Here is a 15,660-nt window from a genome sequence, read left to right on the forward strand (position 1 = left end):
ACGGGAAGGTCACCCTCCGGCCACCGTTCGGTTACATGGCAGCGCTTACTGCATAGACGTCCGGGAGCGGGAAGGTGCTCACCCTGTCCGGACTGTTCGACACCCCGATTTCTCCAGGAGATTGCGAACCATGGCTGACTTCCCTCACCTGTCCCGTCGGAGCTTCCTCAATCGATCGGCGGCCGTGGGAGGTCTGATCGTCGTTCCCGGCCTGCTCTCCGCGTGCAGCAAGACCGACGCCGGCGCCACGGACGGTGAGGGTGCGCTCGACAAGCTCCGCAAGCAGGGCTTCGTCAGGGTCGCGTACGCCAACGAGGCCCCGTACGGCTACATGGAGGGCAAGGAGCTCAAGGGCGAGGCCCCCACGCTGCACCGGGAGATATTCAAGGCGCTCGGGGTGGACGAGCTGAAGCCCACCCTCTCGGAGTGGGACGGCCTCATCCCCGGTCTCCAGGCGGGCAAGTACGACGTCGTCAGCGCCGGCATGGCCATCACCCCCGAGCGCTGCGCCAACGCCCTCTTCTCCGAGCCGGAGTTCATCTCCCCCACCGCCCTGATGGTGAAGAAGGGCAACCCGAAGAAGCTCACCGACCTGGCCTCCGCGAAGGCGGCCGGGGTCACCGTCGGCGTGATGTCCGGTGCGGTCGAGGCCTCGTACGCCGAGGGCGCGGGCATCGCCGAGGGGAAGATCAAGACCCTGCAGAAGCCGCAGGACGGCGCGGACGCCGTCAAGGGCGGCCGGATCGACGCCTTCCTGCTCACCGGCATCTCGCTGCGCTGGCTCGCCAAGACCAACCCGGACACCGAGGTCACGGAGGCCTTCGTCCCCGAGCTGGACGGCGCGAAGCAGTTCTCGCCGGGCGGCGCGGTGTTCCGCAAGGGCAACGAGGACCTTCGGGACTCCTTCAACCGCGAGCTCAAGAAGATCGTCTCGGACAAGTCCCGCTACGTGGAGCTCCTCCAGGAGTACGGCTTCGGCGCCACGGAGATTCCGCCGGCCACGCTCAAGACGGCCGACCTGTGCAAGGGCTGACGAGGACGGACCCCAGCGTATGAGTGACTTCCTCTCCATACTCGGCGAAGAGTTCCCCCAGGTCAGATCGGGTCTGTGGGTGACGCTCGAGGCGACGGTCCTGGGCTCCCTGCTCGCCCTGCTGCTGTCGTTCGTCCTCGGCCTCGCCGCGGGCAGCAAGCTGCTGCTGGTGCGCGGGGTCTCCCGGACCGTCGTGGAGTTCTTCCGCGGCACCTCGCTCTACATCCAGCTGTTCTGGCTCTACTACGCGATGCCGCCCCTCACGGGGTACGAACTCACCCCGCTGGTCTGCGGGGTCGTCGCCTTCGGCCTCAACTACGGGGCGTACGGCTCCGAGATCGTGCGCGGCGCGATCAACTCCGTGCCACGCGCGCAGTACGAGGCGGCTGTGGCGCTGAACATGACGCCCTTCCACCGCATGCGGAAGGTGATCATGCCGCAGGCCTGGGTGCAGATGATCCCGTCCTTCACCAACCTGCTGATCCAGCTGCTGAAGTGCACGCCCCTGCTGTGGCTGCTCTCCGCGGCCGATCTGATGACCGCGATCGAACACGTCCGCAGCCGGAGCGGTGAAAGCCTCCTCACCTATCTGCTGCTGCTGGCCGTCTACTTCGTCCTCGCCTACGCGCTGACGCTGCTGATGAACATGCTGGAGCGCACCGCCAAGCGGCGGCTGGGACTGCACACCGGTGCGGGCAGCCTGCTCAAGACACGCACGGCGGAAGCCGCCGCCACAGCGGGAGGTGCCCGGTGAACCAGTCGTTCCGGTGGGATGCCGTCGGGGACGCCTTTCCCCTGCTGCTCGAAGGATTCAGGGTCACGCTGCTCGCGACCGTGCTCGGCACGCTCGTGGCGGCGGTGCTGGGACTGGCCGTCGCCGTTGCCGGGCGGGCACCGTCCCGCTTCGTGACCGTACCGGTGAAGGCGCTGACGGAGTTCGTCCGCTCCACCCCGCTGCTGGTGCAGCTGGTGGGCGCGGCAGCCGTCTTCAGCTCCGTGGAGCCGCTGACCATCGGCATCATCGTGCTGGGCGTCCACTACGCCGCGTACACCTCGGAGGTCTACCGGGCCGGGATCGACGGTGTGCCCAAGGGGCAGTGGGAGGCCTGCCGGGCGCTCTCCATGTCGCCGCGGCGGACCTGGCAGGCCGTGATCCTGCCGCAGGCGGTGCGCAACGTGCTGCCCGCGCTCGGCAACTACGCGATCTCGATGTTCAAGGAGACCCCCTTCCTCGCCGTGATCACGGTGCAGGAAATGGTCTTCGAAGCCCGGAAGTACGGAGCCGACCACTTCGTGTACACCGAGGTGTTCACCCTCGCCGGACTTGTCTTCCTGGTCGCGAGCTACCCCACCTCACTGCTCATGAGAAAGCTGGAGAAGCGCCTTGGCCACTGAATCCGCACCTCTCGAAAAGGAACCCGGGCCCGCGGACGCGGCTCAGGACGCCCGGCCGACCGGCGTCGAGCCGCTGGTCCGCTTCGACAAGGTCGTCAAGCGGTACGGCGACCATGTGGTCCTGGACGAGCTGGACTTCACCGTGCGGCGCGGCGAGCACGTCACGCTGATCGGACCGAGCGGCTCGGGAAAGACGACCATCCTGCGGCTCCTGATGACGCTGGAGAAGGTCAGCGACGGCGTGATCTGGGTGGACGGCTCACCCCTCTCGCACGTGCGGACGCCGTCCGGCTCGCTGAAGCCCGCCGGTGAGAAGCAGCTGCGGGAGTCCCGGAAGAAGATCGGGATGGTCTTCCAGCAGTTCAATCTCTTCCCGAACATGAAGGTGCTCCAGAACATCACCGAGGCGCCCGTCAACGTCCTCGGCATGGACAAGGACGAGGCGGAGACCCGGGCCCGGGAGCTGCTCGACCTGGTCGGGCTCTCCGGCAAGATCGACGCCCATCCCTCCCAGCTCTCCGGCGGCCAGCAGCAGCGCGTCGCCATCGCCCGCGCGCTGGCGATGCGGCCGGAGATCCTGCTGCTCGACGAGGTGACGTCGGCCCTGGACCCGGAGCTGGTGGCGGGCGTACTGGAACTCCTCAGTGACATCGCGAGGAACACCAACATCACGATGCTCTGTGTGACCCACGAGATGAACTTCGCCCGGGACGTGTCCGAAAAGGTCCTGATGTTCGACGCGGGGCGGGTCGTGGAGTCCGGTACGCCGGAAAAAATATTCACCGACCCCGAACACGAACGCACGCGCGAATTCCTCAACGCGGTGCTGTGACCTTGCCTTTGGCATACCGACCGTGACCTTGGCATATGCCAATCGGGTGCGCCCCAGCTGACACGGCCGGGGCGCACCATCAACTCCCCGACAGCCCCTCCCCAACGGCCTGTTGACGACTATCGTGGGTCGTGAGCTTGCGGTCACAACCTGGCAGATGCCCTGGAGGGGGAACCGTGGCGTTGAAGCCCGAGCCGAAGGCGCCGTTCCATTCGGTGCAGTACGCCCTTCGGGTCCTCGAGTCCGTGTCCGCCCACGGCGGCGGGGTGACCGAGACGCGGCTCTCCCGCGAGACGGGACTTCCGACGGGCCATCTCACGCCGCTCCTGCTGACGCTGCGCCGCGAGGGATACGTCGAGCAGGTCGCCGACGGCGCGTACGTCCTCGGGTCCTCGCTCCTGGAGCTCGGTTCCGGCGCCGCCCGCAGGCGGGCCCTGGAGGCGAAGCTCCAGCAGACCCTCGCGCAGCTGCGCGACTCGGTCGGTGCGGCCGTCTATGTCAGCCGCTACGTCGACGGGGAGATCCGCGTCACGCAGATGGCCGACGGGCCCCGCACGCCGGCCGTCAACGAATGGGTCGACTTCCGCTCGGCGGCGCACGCCAGCGCGATCGGCAAGTGCCTGCTGACGCAGCTCGACCAGAACGGCCGACGCGACCATCTGTCCCGGCACCGGATCGCGCGACTGACGTCGCGGACGATCACGAACGAGAAGGTGCTCTTCTCCAAGCTGGACAGCCAGCCGGCGACGGTCCCGGTGCTCGACCTCCAGGAGTACGCCGTGGGCACGGTGTGCGCGGCCGTCCCGCTGACGGCGGGCTCGTCGGCCGGGTGCCTGGCACTGTCCCTGCCGATCGAGCACGCGCACCGGCTGCGGGCCGCGGCCGCCACGCTGAACCGGCGCGCGGCACCGATCCTGCTGTCACTGACCCTCTGAGGCGGGATCCGCAGACCGCTCCCTGTGGGATACGCCACGCCCGGACGGTGGCGCCCAGGCCCGGCTCGGTATACATGTACGGGTGCGGGCCCGCAGGTCAGGGGCGGGTCCGCACGATCCGACGGCCTGCGTCGGGGTGCGGTGGGCACGTGTCATCAGCACCCCCGAGGACCAGGTATTATTTTCGAGTCAGCAGGCGCCGTTAGCTCAGTTGGTTAGAGCAGCTGACTCTTAATCAGCGGGTCCGGGGTTCGAGTCCCTGACGGCGCACAGACACCACAGTGGGCGGTCTCCTTCCGGGGAGACCGCCCACTGTGCTTTGCGCTGCGCCGGATCAGAACTTCACGTCGGAGCACGCGTAGAACGCGTTGCTGGTGTCGGCGACGTTCCAGACGGCCAGGATGATGTGCTTCCCGGACTTCTGGGTGGGCATCGTGCCCTGGTGCGTCAGCGTCGCCGGCGGCTGCTGGTTGCCGTACGGCACCGTCATGAAGGGCTGCGATTCCAGGGCCGCCCTGGTCAGCGGCTTGGTGGAGTCCCAGCCGTTCTTGGTGATGTAGTAGCGGAAGTCGCTGGTGGAGTGCCGGGCGGTGAACTGCCAGCGGAAGCTGTAGCCCTGCCCTCCGGTGACCTGGGTGGCGGGCCAGTTGCCGCCTCTCGGGTCGTCGAGCTGAGCGAAACTGCTGTTCCCGCCGGCGCAGATCTTGCCGTCCGCCGGTCCTGCCGCCGGGAAGCCCTTGGGGCCCTCGACGCTCTGCGGTTCCCACTGGATGTTGCCGCAGCCGGTGACGGTGCCGTTCGCACAGAGTTTCTGCCGGCTGATGGGGGAATCCGTGTATCCGTGACTGCTGGCGCTGCTGGTCGCGAACATGGAGACGCCCGCTATCGCCAGGCCGATGACGGCCGCGCTTGCCCTTTTCCGCATGCTGTGTCGCTCCTCGAGAACGTGGGGGATGTTCTGGGGATGATCCGAACTGTGCTGCGCGCCTCGCTGTGCGGTCTAGACCAAGTCCAGATTATTGACGCGGCATGAACATGTCCAGACCAATGTGGATCGGGTTTCGGCGCACCCTCCGGTGCAAACGGAGGCGCTCAGGCCCCTTCCCCGCCGCTGCGGCCGGTGTAGAAGGCCACCGTCAGATCCCTGACCAGGGCCTTGTGTTCGTAGGCGTCGAGCTCGACGATGCCGCGCGCGGTCAGCCTGCCGACCGTGTCGTCCACCGCGTCGACGACGGAGGTCAGCACCTCGTCCCGGTGCTTCGCGTCGATGGCCGCCACCCGGCACCGTTGCATGGCGGCCGCGACCTCGGGGGCGTACTCGATCCCGGTCGGCTGCGCGGAGTAGACCTCGATGCCCACGGGCACGCAGTCCGCCTTCACCATGCGGGTCAGCGCGTCACCCACCGCCTCCGCGTCGCGCAGGGTGCGGGTGTCCTCGTGGAAGGCGTCGGCAGGCAGCTGCGAGAGGACCCGGGCCAGGGCCGCCTCCACCTGGTCGCGCAGGTACCGCTCGTGGTCCGCCACGCCGAGCGTGGCCCGCGCGGTGTCCCTCACCCGCCATACGACGAGGACCACGGCCCGCAGTGCGGTACCGCTCGCGTCCACGGCGGACAGCGGTTCACTGCGCCAGTGCCGCAGGCGTACGTCGATCCGGCGGCGCCGCAGGATCGGGGAGATCCAGAGGAGGCCGGCGCGCCGGACGCTGCCCCGGTAGTCGCCGAAGAGCGTCAGCACCGAGGCGTGCCCGGACCGGCCCCGCCCGAGACCGCAGAGCGCGAACAGCGCCACCGCCACCACGAGGGCGAGCAGCGCCCAGGTCCCGGCGCCGATGCCGTCGTACGGCCGTGCCCCGAGCCCGAGCCGGCCGGTCACGGCGGTGGGCAGCGCGCCGTGCCACCACAGCATGGCGAGTCCGGCGGCCACCCCCGCCGACGCGGTGAACAGCGCGGCCCAGCCCGGCAGTACGGGCCCGGGCCGCTCGGTGAGCCGGGGGTCCGCAAGGGGCGCGGGCCGGGTGGGCGCCTGCGTCCGGCGGGACCGCGGCAGGGGCGCACGGCGCTCGTCCGACCGCCGCTCGGTGCCGGTCCCCGCACCGGCGGGCCTTGCGCCCCGGTCGTCGTCGCGGAAGAGCAGGTGTACGGGGATGGGCGCGGTGGTCTCGGTGGTGATGACGGGCTGCCGGCGCCCGGCCCCCCACCAGGCGACCGGGTCCGCGGCACCGACGCCGAGCGTGACCGGGGCGCGCTCCTCTCCGTCGGCCGGCCGGAACCGGCCGGGCTCCGGCTTCCGGAGATCCGGCGGCCGTTCCCCCCGTGCGGCTGGAGCGGGCACCTGGCCGGCGTCCTGGGCCGCCGGGGCGGGCGCCGTCCCGGTGTCCGCACCGATGACCGCTTCCGGGACGGACGGCAGAAGGCGCGTCTCCGGCTCCTCCTCCAAGGACTCGGAGTCACGCACCGGCTCGGAGCCGAGCCACGGCTCCAGGTCCAGGTCGAGGTCCGGGTCCCTCGGACCGGACACCGACCCCGACTCCGGCACCATGCCCAGCCCCAGGTCCAGGTCCAGGTCCAGGTCCGCCGGAAAGCCCACGCCGTCCACCGGTGCCGCCCGGCCCACCACGGCGACGGCGTCCAGGGCCGGCCCCAGATCCGCCGGGATCTCGTCCTCCACCGCCGCCGGCACGTCCGCCGAAGGAGCCGGGGCCGCGCCCGGACCGTCCCCGGCCGGCTCCGCCGACGGCTCCGGAACCGCCACCGGCAGCACCTCGACAGGCACCTCTCCCTGCGCGTCCCCCACGCCGGGACCGGGGACGATCACTCGCGTGTCCCGCTCGCCCAGCTCGTCCCACTCGCCCCGTACGTTCTCCGTTGACCGCATTCCCGCCTCCGTCATCCGTTCCGTCGCTTCACCCGTCACGCGAAGAGCCGTCGCCATGTCTCCGGCCCCGGATATCCGTCGGCCGCGCTCCCGCTCCAGCCCTGGGCGCGCTGGAACGCCTGGACGTTGCGGCGGTCCGCCTCCGTCCAGCGCGGGCCGGGGCCCGTCACGTAGTGGGTGCCGTATCCCTTCTTCACCAGCCGGACGCCGAGCTGTTCGACGTGGCTGTTGGACTGCCCCGGCCTGAAGAAGCCCTTCCCGGGGTAAGCCACGGCCCCGCCCGTGGTCCCGCCGGACCCGGCGGCGGGGATCCTGTGGCCGGTGCCCTTGACGAGCAGGCTCCAGGTGCCCGGGCCGGGGATGCCGTCCGCTTCCTTGCCCTTCCACCCCTGCGCCAGCTGGAACGCCTGGGTCGCCCGCTTGTCCGCGACGCTCCAGCGCGGTCCCGCGCCCTCCTTGTAGAAGCGCTTGCCGCCCTGCGCGATGAGCAGCTGCCCGAGCCGGGTCACATGCGCGTTGTCGGCGCCGGGACCGAACTTTCCGGCCCCGGGGAACGCGGTGGCCGAGCCGCTGCCGCTCGCGCCGGTGACGATGCCCTTGTAGCGGTAGGCCACGTACTTCGAGGAGTTGCTCCAGTACGCCATCGGCGTCGTCGCCACCCGCGTGTTCGGGCGGGTCTGCTCGTACGCGAGGTAGTGACTGTGCGTGTGGTCGGTCCAGCCGCCGAAGACCGTGACGTGCGACCCCACCGCGGGGTCGGCCAGGTTGTGGAAGAGGAGGATGTCGCCGGGCTCCAGGTCGGCCCGGGCGATCTTCGTCCCGAAGGTGGCGAGGCTGCCGGTCCACTCGTTGCTGCCGAGGTTCCATGCCATCGACACGAAGCCGGAGCAGTCCTGCCGGTAGCCGTCCGACCAGTACGCCGCCATGTCGTACGGCACCTTCGCCGTCACCCATTTCTTGGCGCGGTTGATGATCTCGGTCCGCGTCGTCGTGCGCGGCGCCGTGTCCGGGGCGGAGGGCGACCCTGAGGATCCGCCGTTGTTCAGGGGCCCCACCGTGCCCTGGGGGGTGACCGGCTGGGGGTCGGTCACCGTGCCGCCGCGGGCGTCCCGTCCGGCGGCGGTGGCGGCGGCCTGCCCTGCCCCGCAGGACAGGACCACCCCCGCCGCGGTGACCAGCACCAGCGCCCGCCGAGCGCCGTGCGCGGCCGGGTGGCCGCCGTGGCTCACGGGCAGTGCGGCGGCCGTACGTCGACGTTGCGCGCAGCCCGGACAGCCACAGTCGGCGGCGGGTTCGTACTCCTCGAAGACCGGCACAGTCATGCGACTCCTCTTCCCCTCGGCAGTCGTCCAGATCTTCCGTATCTCAACTTTCCCGGCATATCTCATGGTGACGGATTAAAGGGACAAAACGACCATCCGACAGGCCGTACCGGAGAGGAATTGGTCAGGAGCACTCCAGGACATCGGGTAAAGTTCTTCAGGTCAGCAGGCGCCGTTAGCTCAGTTGGTTAGAGCAGCTGACTCTTAATCAGCGGGTCCGGGGTTCGAGTCCCTGACGGCGCACGCAACAGCGAGGCCCCCTCACCGAGTGTGAGGGGGCCTCGCTCATGTTTTCTCCGGATCGGAGCGCCCCCGGGGGCCTCGCGACCCGGACGTCGGCTTCGTCACCGACGCCGACGTCACACCTCCGCGCGGGGGCCGGTCGCCTCGGCCGTTACTTCGGGTCTTCGTTGAACCTGGAGGCCGACCAGACGTAGCCGAGCACCGCGAGACCCAGGCACCAGGCGATCGCCAGCCATCCGTTGTGGCCGATCTCGGTGCCGAGGAGGAGTCCTCGCAGGGTTTCGATGGCCGGGGTGAAGGGCTGGTACTCGGCGATCGGCTGGAACCAGCCCGGCATCGACTCGACCGGGGTGAAGGCGCTGGACAGGAGCGGCAGGAGGATCAGCGGCATGGCGTTGTTACCGGCGGCCTCGGCATTCGGGCTGACCAGTCCCATGCCGACCGCGATCCAGGTGAGCGCCAGCGCGAAGAGCACGAGCAGTCCGAACGCCGCCAGCCACTCCATGGCCGTGGCATCCGTGGACCGGAACCCGATGGCCACTCCGACGGCCCCGACGAGGACCACGCTCATGACGGCCTGGAGGACGCTGCCGGCGACGTGCCCGATCAGGACGGAGCCGCGGTGGATGGCCATGGTGCGGAAGCGGGCGATGATGCCCTCGGTCATGTCGGTGGAGACGGACACCGCAGTGCCGATCGTGGTCGATCCGATCGTCATCAAGAGGATGCCCGGGAGCAGGTAGGCGATGTAGTCGGAGCGGTCGCCGCCGATGCCCGCGCTCATGGCGTCGCCGAAGATGTAGACGAAGAGCAGCAGGAGCATCACCGGGGTGAGCAGCAGGTTCAGGGTGAGGGACGGGTAGCGCCGGGCGTGCAGCAGGTTCCGCCGCAGCATGGTGGACGAGTCGCGTACGGCGAGGGAGAGGGAGCTCATCGGGCAGTCTCCTTTGACTGGCTGGGGACGCTGGCCGGGGCTGTCAGGGCGAAGAAGACGTCGTCGAGGTCGGGTGTGTGCACGGTGAGTTCGTCCGCCTCGATGCCTGCCGAATCCAGCCGGTCGAGGATGGAGCGCAGTTCGCGCTGGCTTCCGTCGCTCGGGATCTGCAGGGCAAGTGCCTCGTCGTCCCGGCTGACCTCGCCCAGGCTGGAGGCGGCGGCCCGGTATGCGGCCGGGTCGGTGAAGCGGAGCCTGATGTGTCCGCCGGGGACGATCCGCTTGAGTTCGTCGGCGGTGCCCTCGGCGGCGAGCTTCCCGTCGTGGAGCACGGCGATGCGGTCGGCGAGTTCGTCGGCCTCCTCCAGGTACTGGGTGGTGAGGAAGACGGTCACCCCGCCGGACACCAGCCCGCGGATGATGCCCCACATGGTGTGGCGGGAGCGCGGGTCGAGGCCGGTGGTCGGCTCGTCGAGAAAGATGACCCTCGGGCCGCCGACCAGCGTCATGGCGATGTCCAGGCGGCGCTTCATGCCGCCGGAGTAGGTGGAGGCGGGCTTCTTCGCGGCCTCGACCAGGTCGAAACGCTCCAGGAGTTCGGCGGCGACCCGCCGCCCCTCGCTGCGGGAGAGGTGGTGCAGGTCGGCCATGAGGAGCATGTTCTCCTCGCCGGTGATCAGGCCGTCGACCGCCGAGAACTGCCCGGTGACACCGATCGCGCCCCGCACCGCCTGCGGGTCCGTCGCCAGGTTGTGACCCGCGACCTGCGCCTGCCCGCCGTCTGCGGTGATGAGCGTGGAGAGGATCTTCACGGCGGTGGTCTTGCCCGCGCCGTTCGGACCGAGCAGGGCGAAGACCGAGCCGGCAGGGATGTGCAGATCGATGCCGTCGAGGACGGTCTTGTCCCCGTAGGACTTACGCAGACCGACGGCGGAAATGGCGGCGGTCGGTCGCTGACCGGCGGCCTTTCGAATAGACGTGGGCATGACAGATGAAGACATGGGGCCCTCCCGTTCGGGGGTGAGGTGTCAGGAAAATCAGTTGAGTCGCGGGGTTCGCGGAATGGGGCAGGAGAAGCCTCAGGCGCCGGCGGGCGGTACCCACTCCACGATCTGGATCACCACACCGTTGGGGTCGGCGAGCTGCAGCACCCATTCGCCCCACGGCTCCTGGCGCAGGGGTTCCAGGATCCGTGCGCCCTCCCGCCGCAGCCGCTCGTGTTCTGCGGCGAGGTCGGTGACCGTGAAGCAGACCCGCACCTCGGCCTGTGCGGCGGACTGCCGTCGGCTGGAACGCGGTTCGGGATCACATTCCAGTACGACGAGATCGCTGGCCGCGTCGTCGCGCGAGAGGTGGATGACGCCCTCGGCCACCAGGACCTCCCGGAACCCCAGATGGTCGGTGAAGAACCGGCTCGATGCCGCCGGATCGCCGACGGCCAGCACCACCGCCGACGCGATGATATTCATGCGCAGGGTTCCTTCCTCGTGGCCGACTGCCCTGTCGTCAAGCATCGGCAGTACGAGAAGATGAATCAACGACGTATCCTGCAACGCCGGTTAACCCAGCACTTCATGAATCGGGGGGCAAGAGCGTGGAGTTGCGGGAGATCGAGATCTTCCTGGCCTTGGCGGAGGAGCTCCATTTCGGCCGTACGGCGGACCGGCTGCACGTCACTCCGGCCAGGGTCAGCCAGGTCATCAAGAAGCAGGAACGCGCCATCGGTGCCGAACTGTTCAAGCGGACCAGTCGCAACGTACAGCTGACCGACATCGGCCGGCAGCTGAGGGACGGCCTCGCCGTCGGCTATCAGCAGATCCACGATGCCCTGGCCGCCGCGGCTGCCGCCGGCAAGGGCATCTCCGGAGAACTCCGCGTGGCCTACTCGGCCGCCTGGGCCGGCAACCTCGTCGTGGCGGCCGCCGACACGTTCCGCACCCGCCATCCCGACTGCGTGGTCCATATCCAGGACTCCCAGCTGAACGATCCCCTCGGGCCGATGCGCGACGGCAGCCGCGACATCCAGCTGAGCGAACTGCCGATCGACGAGCCCGACATCGTCAGCGGCCCGGTGCTCTTCTCCGAGCCCCGCGCACTCGTCGTCCCCGCCGGCCACCCGTTCGCCGAGCGGGAGACGGTCTCCGTGGAGGACCTCGCGGAGGCACCGCTGGTCACCATCACCGGCCAGCCCCAGTACTTCCTCGACCTCCACTACCCCCGCCACACCCCGAAGGGCCGGCCCATCCCGCGTGGCCCGTCGACCACCGCCTGGCAGGAGGTGCTGGCCCTGGTCGGCGCGGGCAAGGGTGTCTCCCCCACCTCCCTGCGCGCGGCGCAGTACTACTCCCGCCCGGACATCGTCTACGTCCCCTTTCGCGACGCCCCGCCGGTGGAGTACGGACTCCTCTGGCCGGCCACCGGGAACACCCCGAAGGTGCGCGCGTTCGTCCAGGCCGTCCTGGAGACCGCCGCACCCTGACGGAGCACAGCGGAGCCCGCCGGGCCATGTCGTGGCGCGAGTCAGGCCCGGCGCGCAATCCAGCCACCAGTGCGGCGTGCACCCCTCCACCAGGTGCAGGAGGGCGTCCGGCTCCAGGATCACCGTGGCCCGGCGGTCGCCGATGCCCCAAGGCGCCGACCGCGGTCGGCGTGCCCTTCGCCCCGTCGTCCGACGAGCCGGGTCCGGGCCGCGGACGCTCCCACCCGGATCCGGACATCCTGCCGAAAACACTCCGGGTGCGAGGCGTCGTCGGCCTACAGTGTCGTGTCGGTACGAACGGCCCGACCTCCCGCGGCGCGCCCGGGTCACTCCCGCGATCCGGGCGCCGTGGTGGAGGACCGGCCCGGCCGGCGGCTCCGAGGGGGAGCGGGCGCCGACCGGGCCAGGTTGCCTCTCAGGCGCGGCTCTCCGAGCCCTTCTTCTCCACGCTCTTCTCCGCGGTCAGATAGGCGGAGACCACGACGTTGGCCGTGTACGCGCGGGACTCGTGGTCGTACGTACCGCCGCAGGTGATCAGACGGAGCTCCGCCCGCCCGTCCTCACGCGGCCCGTACGCCTTCTGCGCGTCGAAGCGTTCGCGGGTGAAGACCTGGACGTCGTCGATGGTGAATTCGGCGATCTTCCCGTCGGACCGGCTCACCCGGACCTTCTCGCCCGGTCTCGCGGCGCTGAGCCCGTAGAAGACGGCCGGCTTCGTCGCGGTGTCGACATGGCCGACGAAGAGCGCGGCGCCCTCCGTGCCGGGCTCGGTGCCCGCGGCGTACCAGCCGACGGCACCCGGCGTCTCGAACGGCGGGGGCTCGATCGCCCCTTCGCCGTCCAGCCCTCGGCTCACGAGGTCCGCGTCGATCCCGATGGAGGGGATCTCGACCCGCTGCGGCGTGGCACCGTCGAGCGGGTCGTGGGCCGGGGGCAGCGGTACGCCCAGGGGGCGGCCGACCGCCGCCACGTCACCGGTCGTCGGGGCGGAGTTCCCCGCGGTGGCCGCGCGGCCCCACAGCCAGAGCCCCAGCAGGAGGACGGCCCACGCGACACCGGTCAGCAGCCGTCCGGTCCCGGCGGGACGGTCAGGGGCTGTCATGTCAGTGCTGCGCCGGGCGGCGGCGTCGCGCGCTGCGGAACGCGACGGCGACGGCCGCTACGGCGCCCAGTCCGAGACCGATCACCGCGTGCCGGGTGCCGGGTCCCTCGTCGGCGGCCTCCTCGGCGAGCACCGCGGTGCCTCCGCCGCCGGCCCTCACGGGGGCGACGGGCGAGGGGCGGCTGTGATGGACGACGGTGACCGTGCCGGTGGCCTTGCCGTGGCCGTCCTTGCAGGTCACCCAGACCTCGTAGTCGTCGGGTGCGGCGTCGGAGCGGATCCGGGCCGCGGCGACGAGCTCCTTGCCGTCACCCCGCTCGAAGCGCGCTTCGGAGGCGAAGGCCTCGGAGTTACCCCGGGCCGAGCTGCCCTTGCCGCAGGCATCGGTCCGGAGTTCCACCTCCCCGCCGGGTGAGACACGGGACGGGCTGACCGAGACCGTCCCGGAACGCTTCTCGTCCCTGGAGTCGTCGGACTTGGAATCGGCCAGCGCGGCGGACGCGGGAAGGGCTATCGTCCCGGCCACGATCGCGGCACAGAACGTGATGGGCAGTGAACGCATCGTAAACCTCCTGAGTGAAGGTTCACGCTCCGGGCGGCACCCCGCATCCGCTGTAGCCCGGTCGGGTTACGGCACGGGCAGGTCGACCAGGTCGACCAGGTCCGCGATCGAGTCGACGACCGTGGAGGGCCGGAAGGGGTACCGGTCCATGTCGTCCTCCGTGGTCAGGCCGGTGAGGACCAGGAAGGTCTGCATCCCCGCCTCCAGACCGGCCAGCACGTCCGTGTCCATCCGGTCGCCGATCATGGCGGAGGTCTCGGAGTGGGCGCCGATGGCGTTGAGCCCGGTCCGCATCATCAGCGGGTTGGGCTTGCCCGCGAAGTACGGCGCCTTCCCGGTGGCCTTGGTGATCAGCGCGGCCACCGAGCCGGTCGCGGGCAGCGGGCCCTCGGCCGACGGGCCGGTCTCGTCCGGGTTGGTGCAGATGAAGCGGGCGCCGCCGTTGATCAGCCGGATCGCCTTGGTGAGGGCTTCGAAGCTGTAGGTCCGGGTCTCTCCCAGTACGACGTAATCGGGCTCGTGGTCGGTGAGGACGTAGCCGATGTCGTGCAGCGCGGTGGTGAGTCCGGCCTCGCCGATGACGTACGCCGTGCCGCGCGGCCGCTGGTCGTCCAGGAACTGGGCGGTGGCCAGGGCGGAGGTCCAGATGTTCTCCACGGGCACGTCCAGACCCATGCGCTTGAGGCGCGCGTGCAGGTCACGGGCGGTGTAGATGGAGTTGTTGGTGAGGACCAGGAACGGCAGCCCTGAATCCCGCAGCCGCTTGATGAAGGCGTCGGCCCCGGGGATCGGTGTGCCCTCGTGGATGAGGACACCGTCCATGTCGGTCAGCCAGGATTCGATCGGCTTGCGCTCTGCCATGTGACGGGCTCCTGCCGTACGCACTGTGCACTCGGGGTGCTGGACGCCGGCGGCACCGCGTTGTGCAGCGCCGACGCCCCGATCCTAGGCCGCACGCTGCGCCGGGCGGAACCGACCGGACGCCAGCAGCCGATCTTGGCCGGCATCCGGTCCTCGGCGCACTCGCCCGCGGGGAGCCCCTAGGTCAGTCCCGTGCGCGGCGGATCCTGCGCGCGCCCGCCAGGGCGGCCACACCACCGGCGAGCAGCACACCGGCAGCGATTCCGGCCGCGGCTGCCTGGTCCTCCTGCCCGGTGCGGGCCAGTTCGGAGGTCTCCGTGTCGCTCTCCTCGTCGGCGTCCTTCCCCGGACCGGTGGGTTCCAGGTCGGTACCGCCGTCGAGGTCTCCCTCGACGATGTCGAAGGTGTAGTCCTCCGACTCCCCCACCCAGTCCCCGTCGTCGCCGCGCTGCTCCACCGCCGCCAGCCGCTGCACGACGGCCGCGTTGGCCGTGACCCGTCCGGGTTCGGTGTCCGAGGTGAAGGCCATCCGGACCTGGACGGTGACGGTGCCCCCCGCGGGCACGGTGAAGCCGGGGAAGTCGTCGTCCTCGCCGCCGCCGAAGACCCCGATCTGCTCGTGCCGTTCCGTGGTCTCCCAGGAGACGCGGTGCCGCGTGTCCGGGTCGGACTCCGCCGAGAACTCCAGCTGGATCCGGGCGGGGGTGAGCGTGCGGTCCTCGTCGGTGAGCACCAGCACGGGGTGGATGGCCCGGCACGGGTCGGCCGTGGTGTTGGTGAGGTCGAGGTACCAGAGGCCGTAGCCGCCGCCGGAGGCGTAGGTGTCCGGGCCGCCGTGGATCCGGGTCTCGATCGGGAAGCGCTCGGCGTCGGGCTCACCGCAGACGGGCTGCCGGTCGTCGGCGACGACCGAGGTGGGGGCCGCCGGTGCCGCGTCCGCCTGGGTGCCGCCGAGGAGGACCGCGGGTACGGCGAATCCGGCCGCCAGCCCGAACGTCCCGAGGGTGGAGAAGACACGGCCGTCGCGCGGCCGTGCGGGGGGTTTGGGGGGCATGGGAGAACACCCTTCGCTGCTCGCGAACGACCGG

At 70.3% G+C, this 15,660-nt stretch carries 16 protein-coding genes and 2 tRNA genes; 8 read left to right on the plus strand and 10 right to left on the minus strand.

All coding sequences use genetic code 11. From position 1 onward, the window contains the following. Positions 1-130: 130 nt before the first annotated feature. From ehuB to OG379_RS14565, 6 genes are all read left to right on the plus strand, one after another. Positions 131-1,033, plus strand: a complete 903-nt coding sequence (ehuB, locus tag OG379_RS14540; RefSeq protein WP_405662771.1) for an ectoine/hydroxyectoine ABC transporter substrate-binding protein EhuB — start codon at positions 131-133, stop codon at positions 1,031-1,033. Between the two features lie 19 nt (positions 1,034-1,052). Further along, a complete protein-coding gene (gene ehuC, locus OG379_RS14545) occupies positions 1,053-1,787 on the plus strand; it encodes an ectoine/hydroxyectoine ABC transporter permease subunit EhuC (protein WP_393765834.1) in 735 nt (244 codons plus the stop codon). After that, the gene (gene ehuD, locus OG379_RS14550) at positions 1,784-2,428 is read left to right on the plus strand and encodes an ectoine/hydroxyectoine ABC transporter permease subunit EhuD (protein ID WP_405662774.1); all 645 of its coding nucleotides are present in this window, start codon (positions 1,784-1,786) and stop codon (positions 2,426-2,428) included. The genes ehuC and ehuD overlap by 4 nt, the downstream gene beginning before the upstream one ends. Further along, positions 2,418-3,260 (plus strand): ectoine/hydroxyectoine ABC transporter ATP-binding protein EhuA, encoded by an 843-nt coding sequence (ehuA, locus tag OG379_RS14555; RefSeq protein WP_405662778.1) that lies wholly within the window; start codon positions 2,418-2,420, stop codon positions 3,258-3,260. Before ehuD ends, ehuA begins: the two co-directional genes overlap by 11 nt. A gap of 176 nt (positions 3,261-3,436) precedes the next feature. After that, entirely contained in the window at positions 3,437-4,195 is a 759-nt protein-coding gene (locus tag OG379_RS14560; protein WP_405662781.1) for an IclR family transcriptional regulator, read from the plus strand. A gap of 196 nt (positions 4,196-4,391) precedes the next feature. Beyond that, positions 4,392-4,465: transfer RNA gene (locus tag OG379_RS14565), tRNA-Lys, on the plus strand. Between the two features lie 64 nt (positions 4,466-4,529). On the opposite strand, the gene OG379_RS14570 is transcribed toward OG379_RS14565, so the two are convergent. From OG379_RS14570 to OG379_RS14580, 3 genes are all read right to left on the minus strand, one after another. Further along, positions 4,530-5,120 carry a lytic polysaccharide monooxygenase gene (locus OG379_RS14570; protein ID WP_405662783.1) on the minus strand — a complete coding sequence of 197 codons (591 nt, stop codon included), beginning with the start codon at positions 5,118-5,120 and terminating at the stop codon, positions 4,530-4,532. Positions 5,121-5,287: 167 nt separating this feature from the next. Next, complete coding sequence (locus OG379_RS14575; RefSeq protein WP_405662785.1) at positions 5,288-7,069, minus strand: SPFH domain-containing protein; 1,782 nt, start codon at positions 7,067-7,069, stop codon at positions 5,288-5,290. A 35-nt stretch (positions 7,070-7,104) separates the two neighbouring features. Then, positions 7,105-8,391, minus strand: coding sequence for a peptidoglycan-binding protein (locus OG379_RS14580; protein ID WP_405662787.1), 1,287 nt, complete (start codon positions 8,389-8,391; stop codon positions 7,105-7,107). A gap of 169 nt (positions 8,392-8,560) precedes the next feature. Here OG379_RS14580 and OG379_RS14585 point away from each other — a divergent pair. Continuing rightward, a tRNA-Lys gene (locus OG379_RS14585) sits at positions 8,561-8,634 on the plus strand. 151 nt (positions 8,635-8,785) lie between these two features. Here OG379_RS14585 and OG379_RS14590 read toward each other — a convergent pair. From OG379_RS14590 to OG379_RS14600, 3 genes are all read right to left on the minus strand, one after another. Next, entirely contained in the window at positions 8,786-9,568 is a 783-nt protein-coding gene (locus tag OG379_RS14590; protein WP_405662789.1) for an ABC transporter permease, read from the minus strand. Continuing rightward, positions 9,565-10,569 carry an ATP-binding cassette domain-containing protein gene (locus OG379_RS14595; protein ID WP_405662792.1) on the minus strand — a complete coding sequence of 335 codons (1,005 nt, stop codon included), beginning with the start codon at positions 10,567-10,569 and terminating at the stop codon, positions 9,565-9,567. Before OG379_RS14595 ends, OG379_RS14590 begins: the two co-directional genes overlap by 4 nt. A gap of 78 nt (positions 10,570-10,647) precedes the next feature. Beyond that, positions 10,648-11,037: a VOC family protein gene (locus OG379_RS14600; protein WP_405662795.1), complete on the minus strand. Its 390-nt coding sequence runs from the start codon at positions 11,035-11,037 to the stop codon at positions 10,648-10,650. Between the two features lie 125 nt (positions 11,038-11,162). Here OG379_RS14600 and OG379_RS14605 point away from each other — a divergent pair, with 125 nt between their 5' ends. Then, positions 11,163-12,047 carry a LysR family transcriptional regulator gene (locus OG379_RS14605; protein WP_405662797.1) on the plus strand — a complete coding sequence of 295 codons (885 nt, stop codon included), beginning with the start codon at positions 11,163-11,165 and terminating at the stop codon, positions 12,045-12,047. Positions 12,048-12,462: 415 nt separating this feature from the next. On the opposite strand, the gene OG379_RS14610 is transcribed toward OG379_RS14605, so the two are convergent. The 4 genes from OG379_RS14610 to OG379_RS14625 form a co-directional block, all read right to left on the minus strand. Next, positions 12,463-13,149, minus strand: coding sequence for a class F sortase (locus OG379_RS14610; protein ID WP_405662799.1), 687 nt, complete (start codon positions 13,147-13,149; stop codon positions 12,463-12,465). A gap of 1 nt (position 13,150) precedes the next feature. After that, complete coding sequence (locus tag OG379_RS14615) at positions 13,151-13,711, minus strand: hypothetical protein (RefSeq protein WP_405662802.1); 561 nt, start codon at positions 13,709-13,711, stop codon at positions 13,151-13,153. Positions 13,712-13,777: 66 nt separating this feature from the next. Then, positions 13,778-14,572, minus strand: a complete 795-nt coding sequence (locus tag OG379_RS14620; RefSeq protein ID WP_362926866.1) for an HAD-IIA family hydrolase — start codon at positions 14,570-14,572, stop codon at positions 13,778-13,780. 184 nt (positions 14,573-14,756) lie between these two features. Next, a complete protein-coding gene (locus OG379_RS14625; protein ID WP_405662805.1) occupies positions 14,757-15,626 on the minus strand; it encodes a hypothetical protein in 870 nt (289 codons plus the stop codon). Between the last annotated feature and the right edge of the window lie 34 nt (positions 15,627-15,660).

Origin of the sequence: Streptomyces sp. NBC_01166 (genome assembly GCF_045039765.1) — a bacterium.
Lineage (GTDB): Bacteria > Actinomycetota > Actinomycetes > Streptomycetales > Streptomycetaceae > Streptomyces.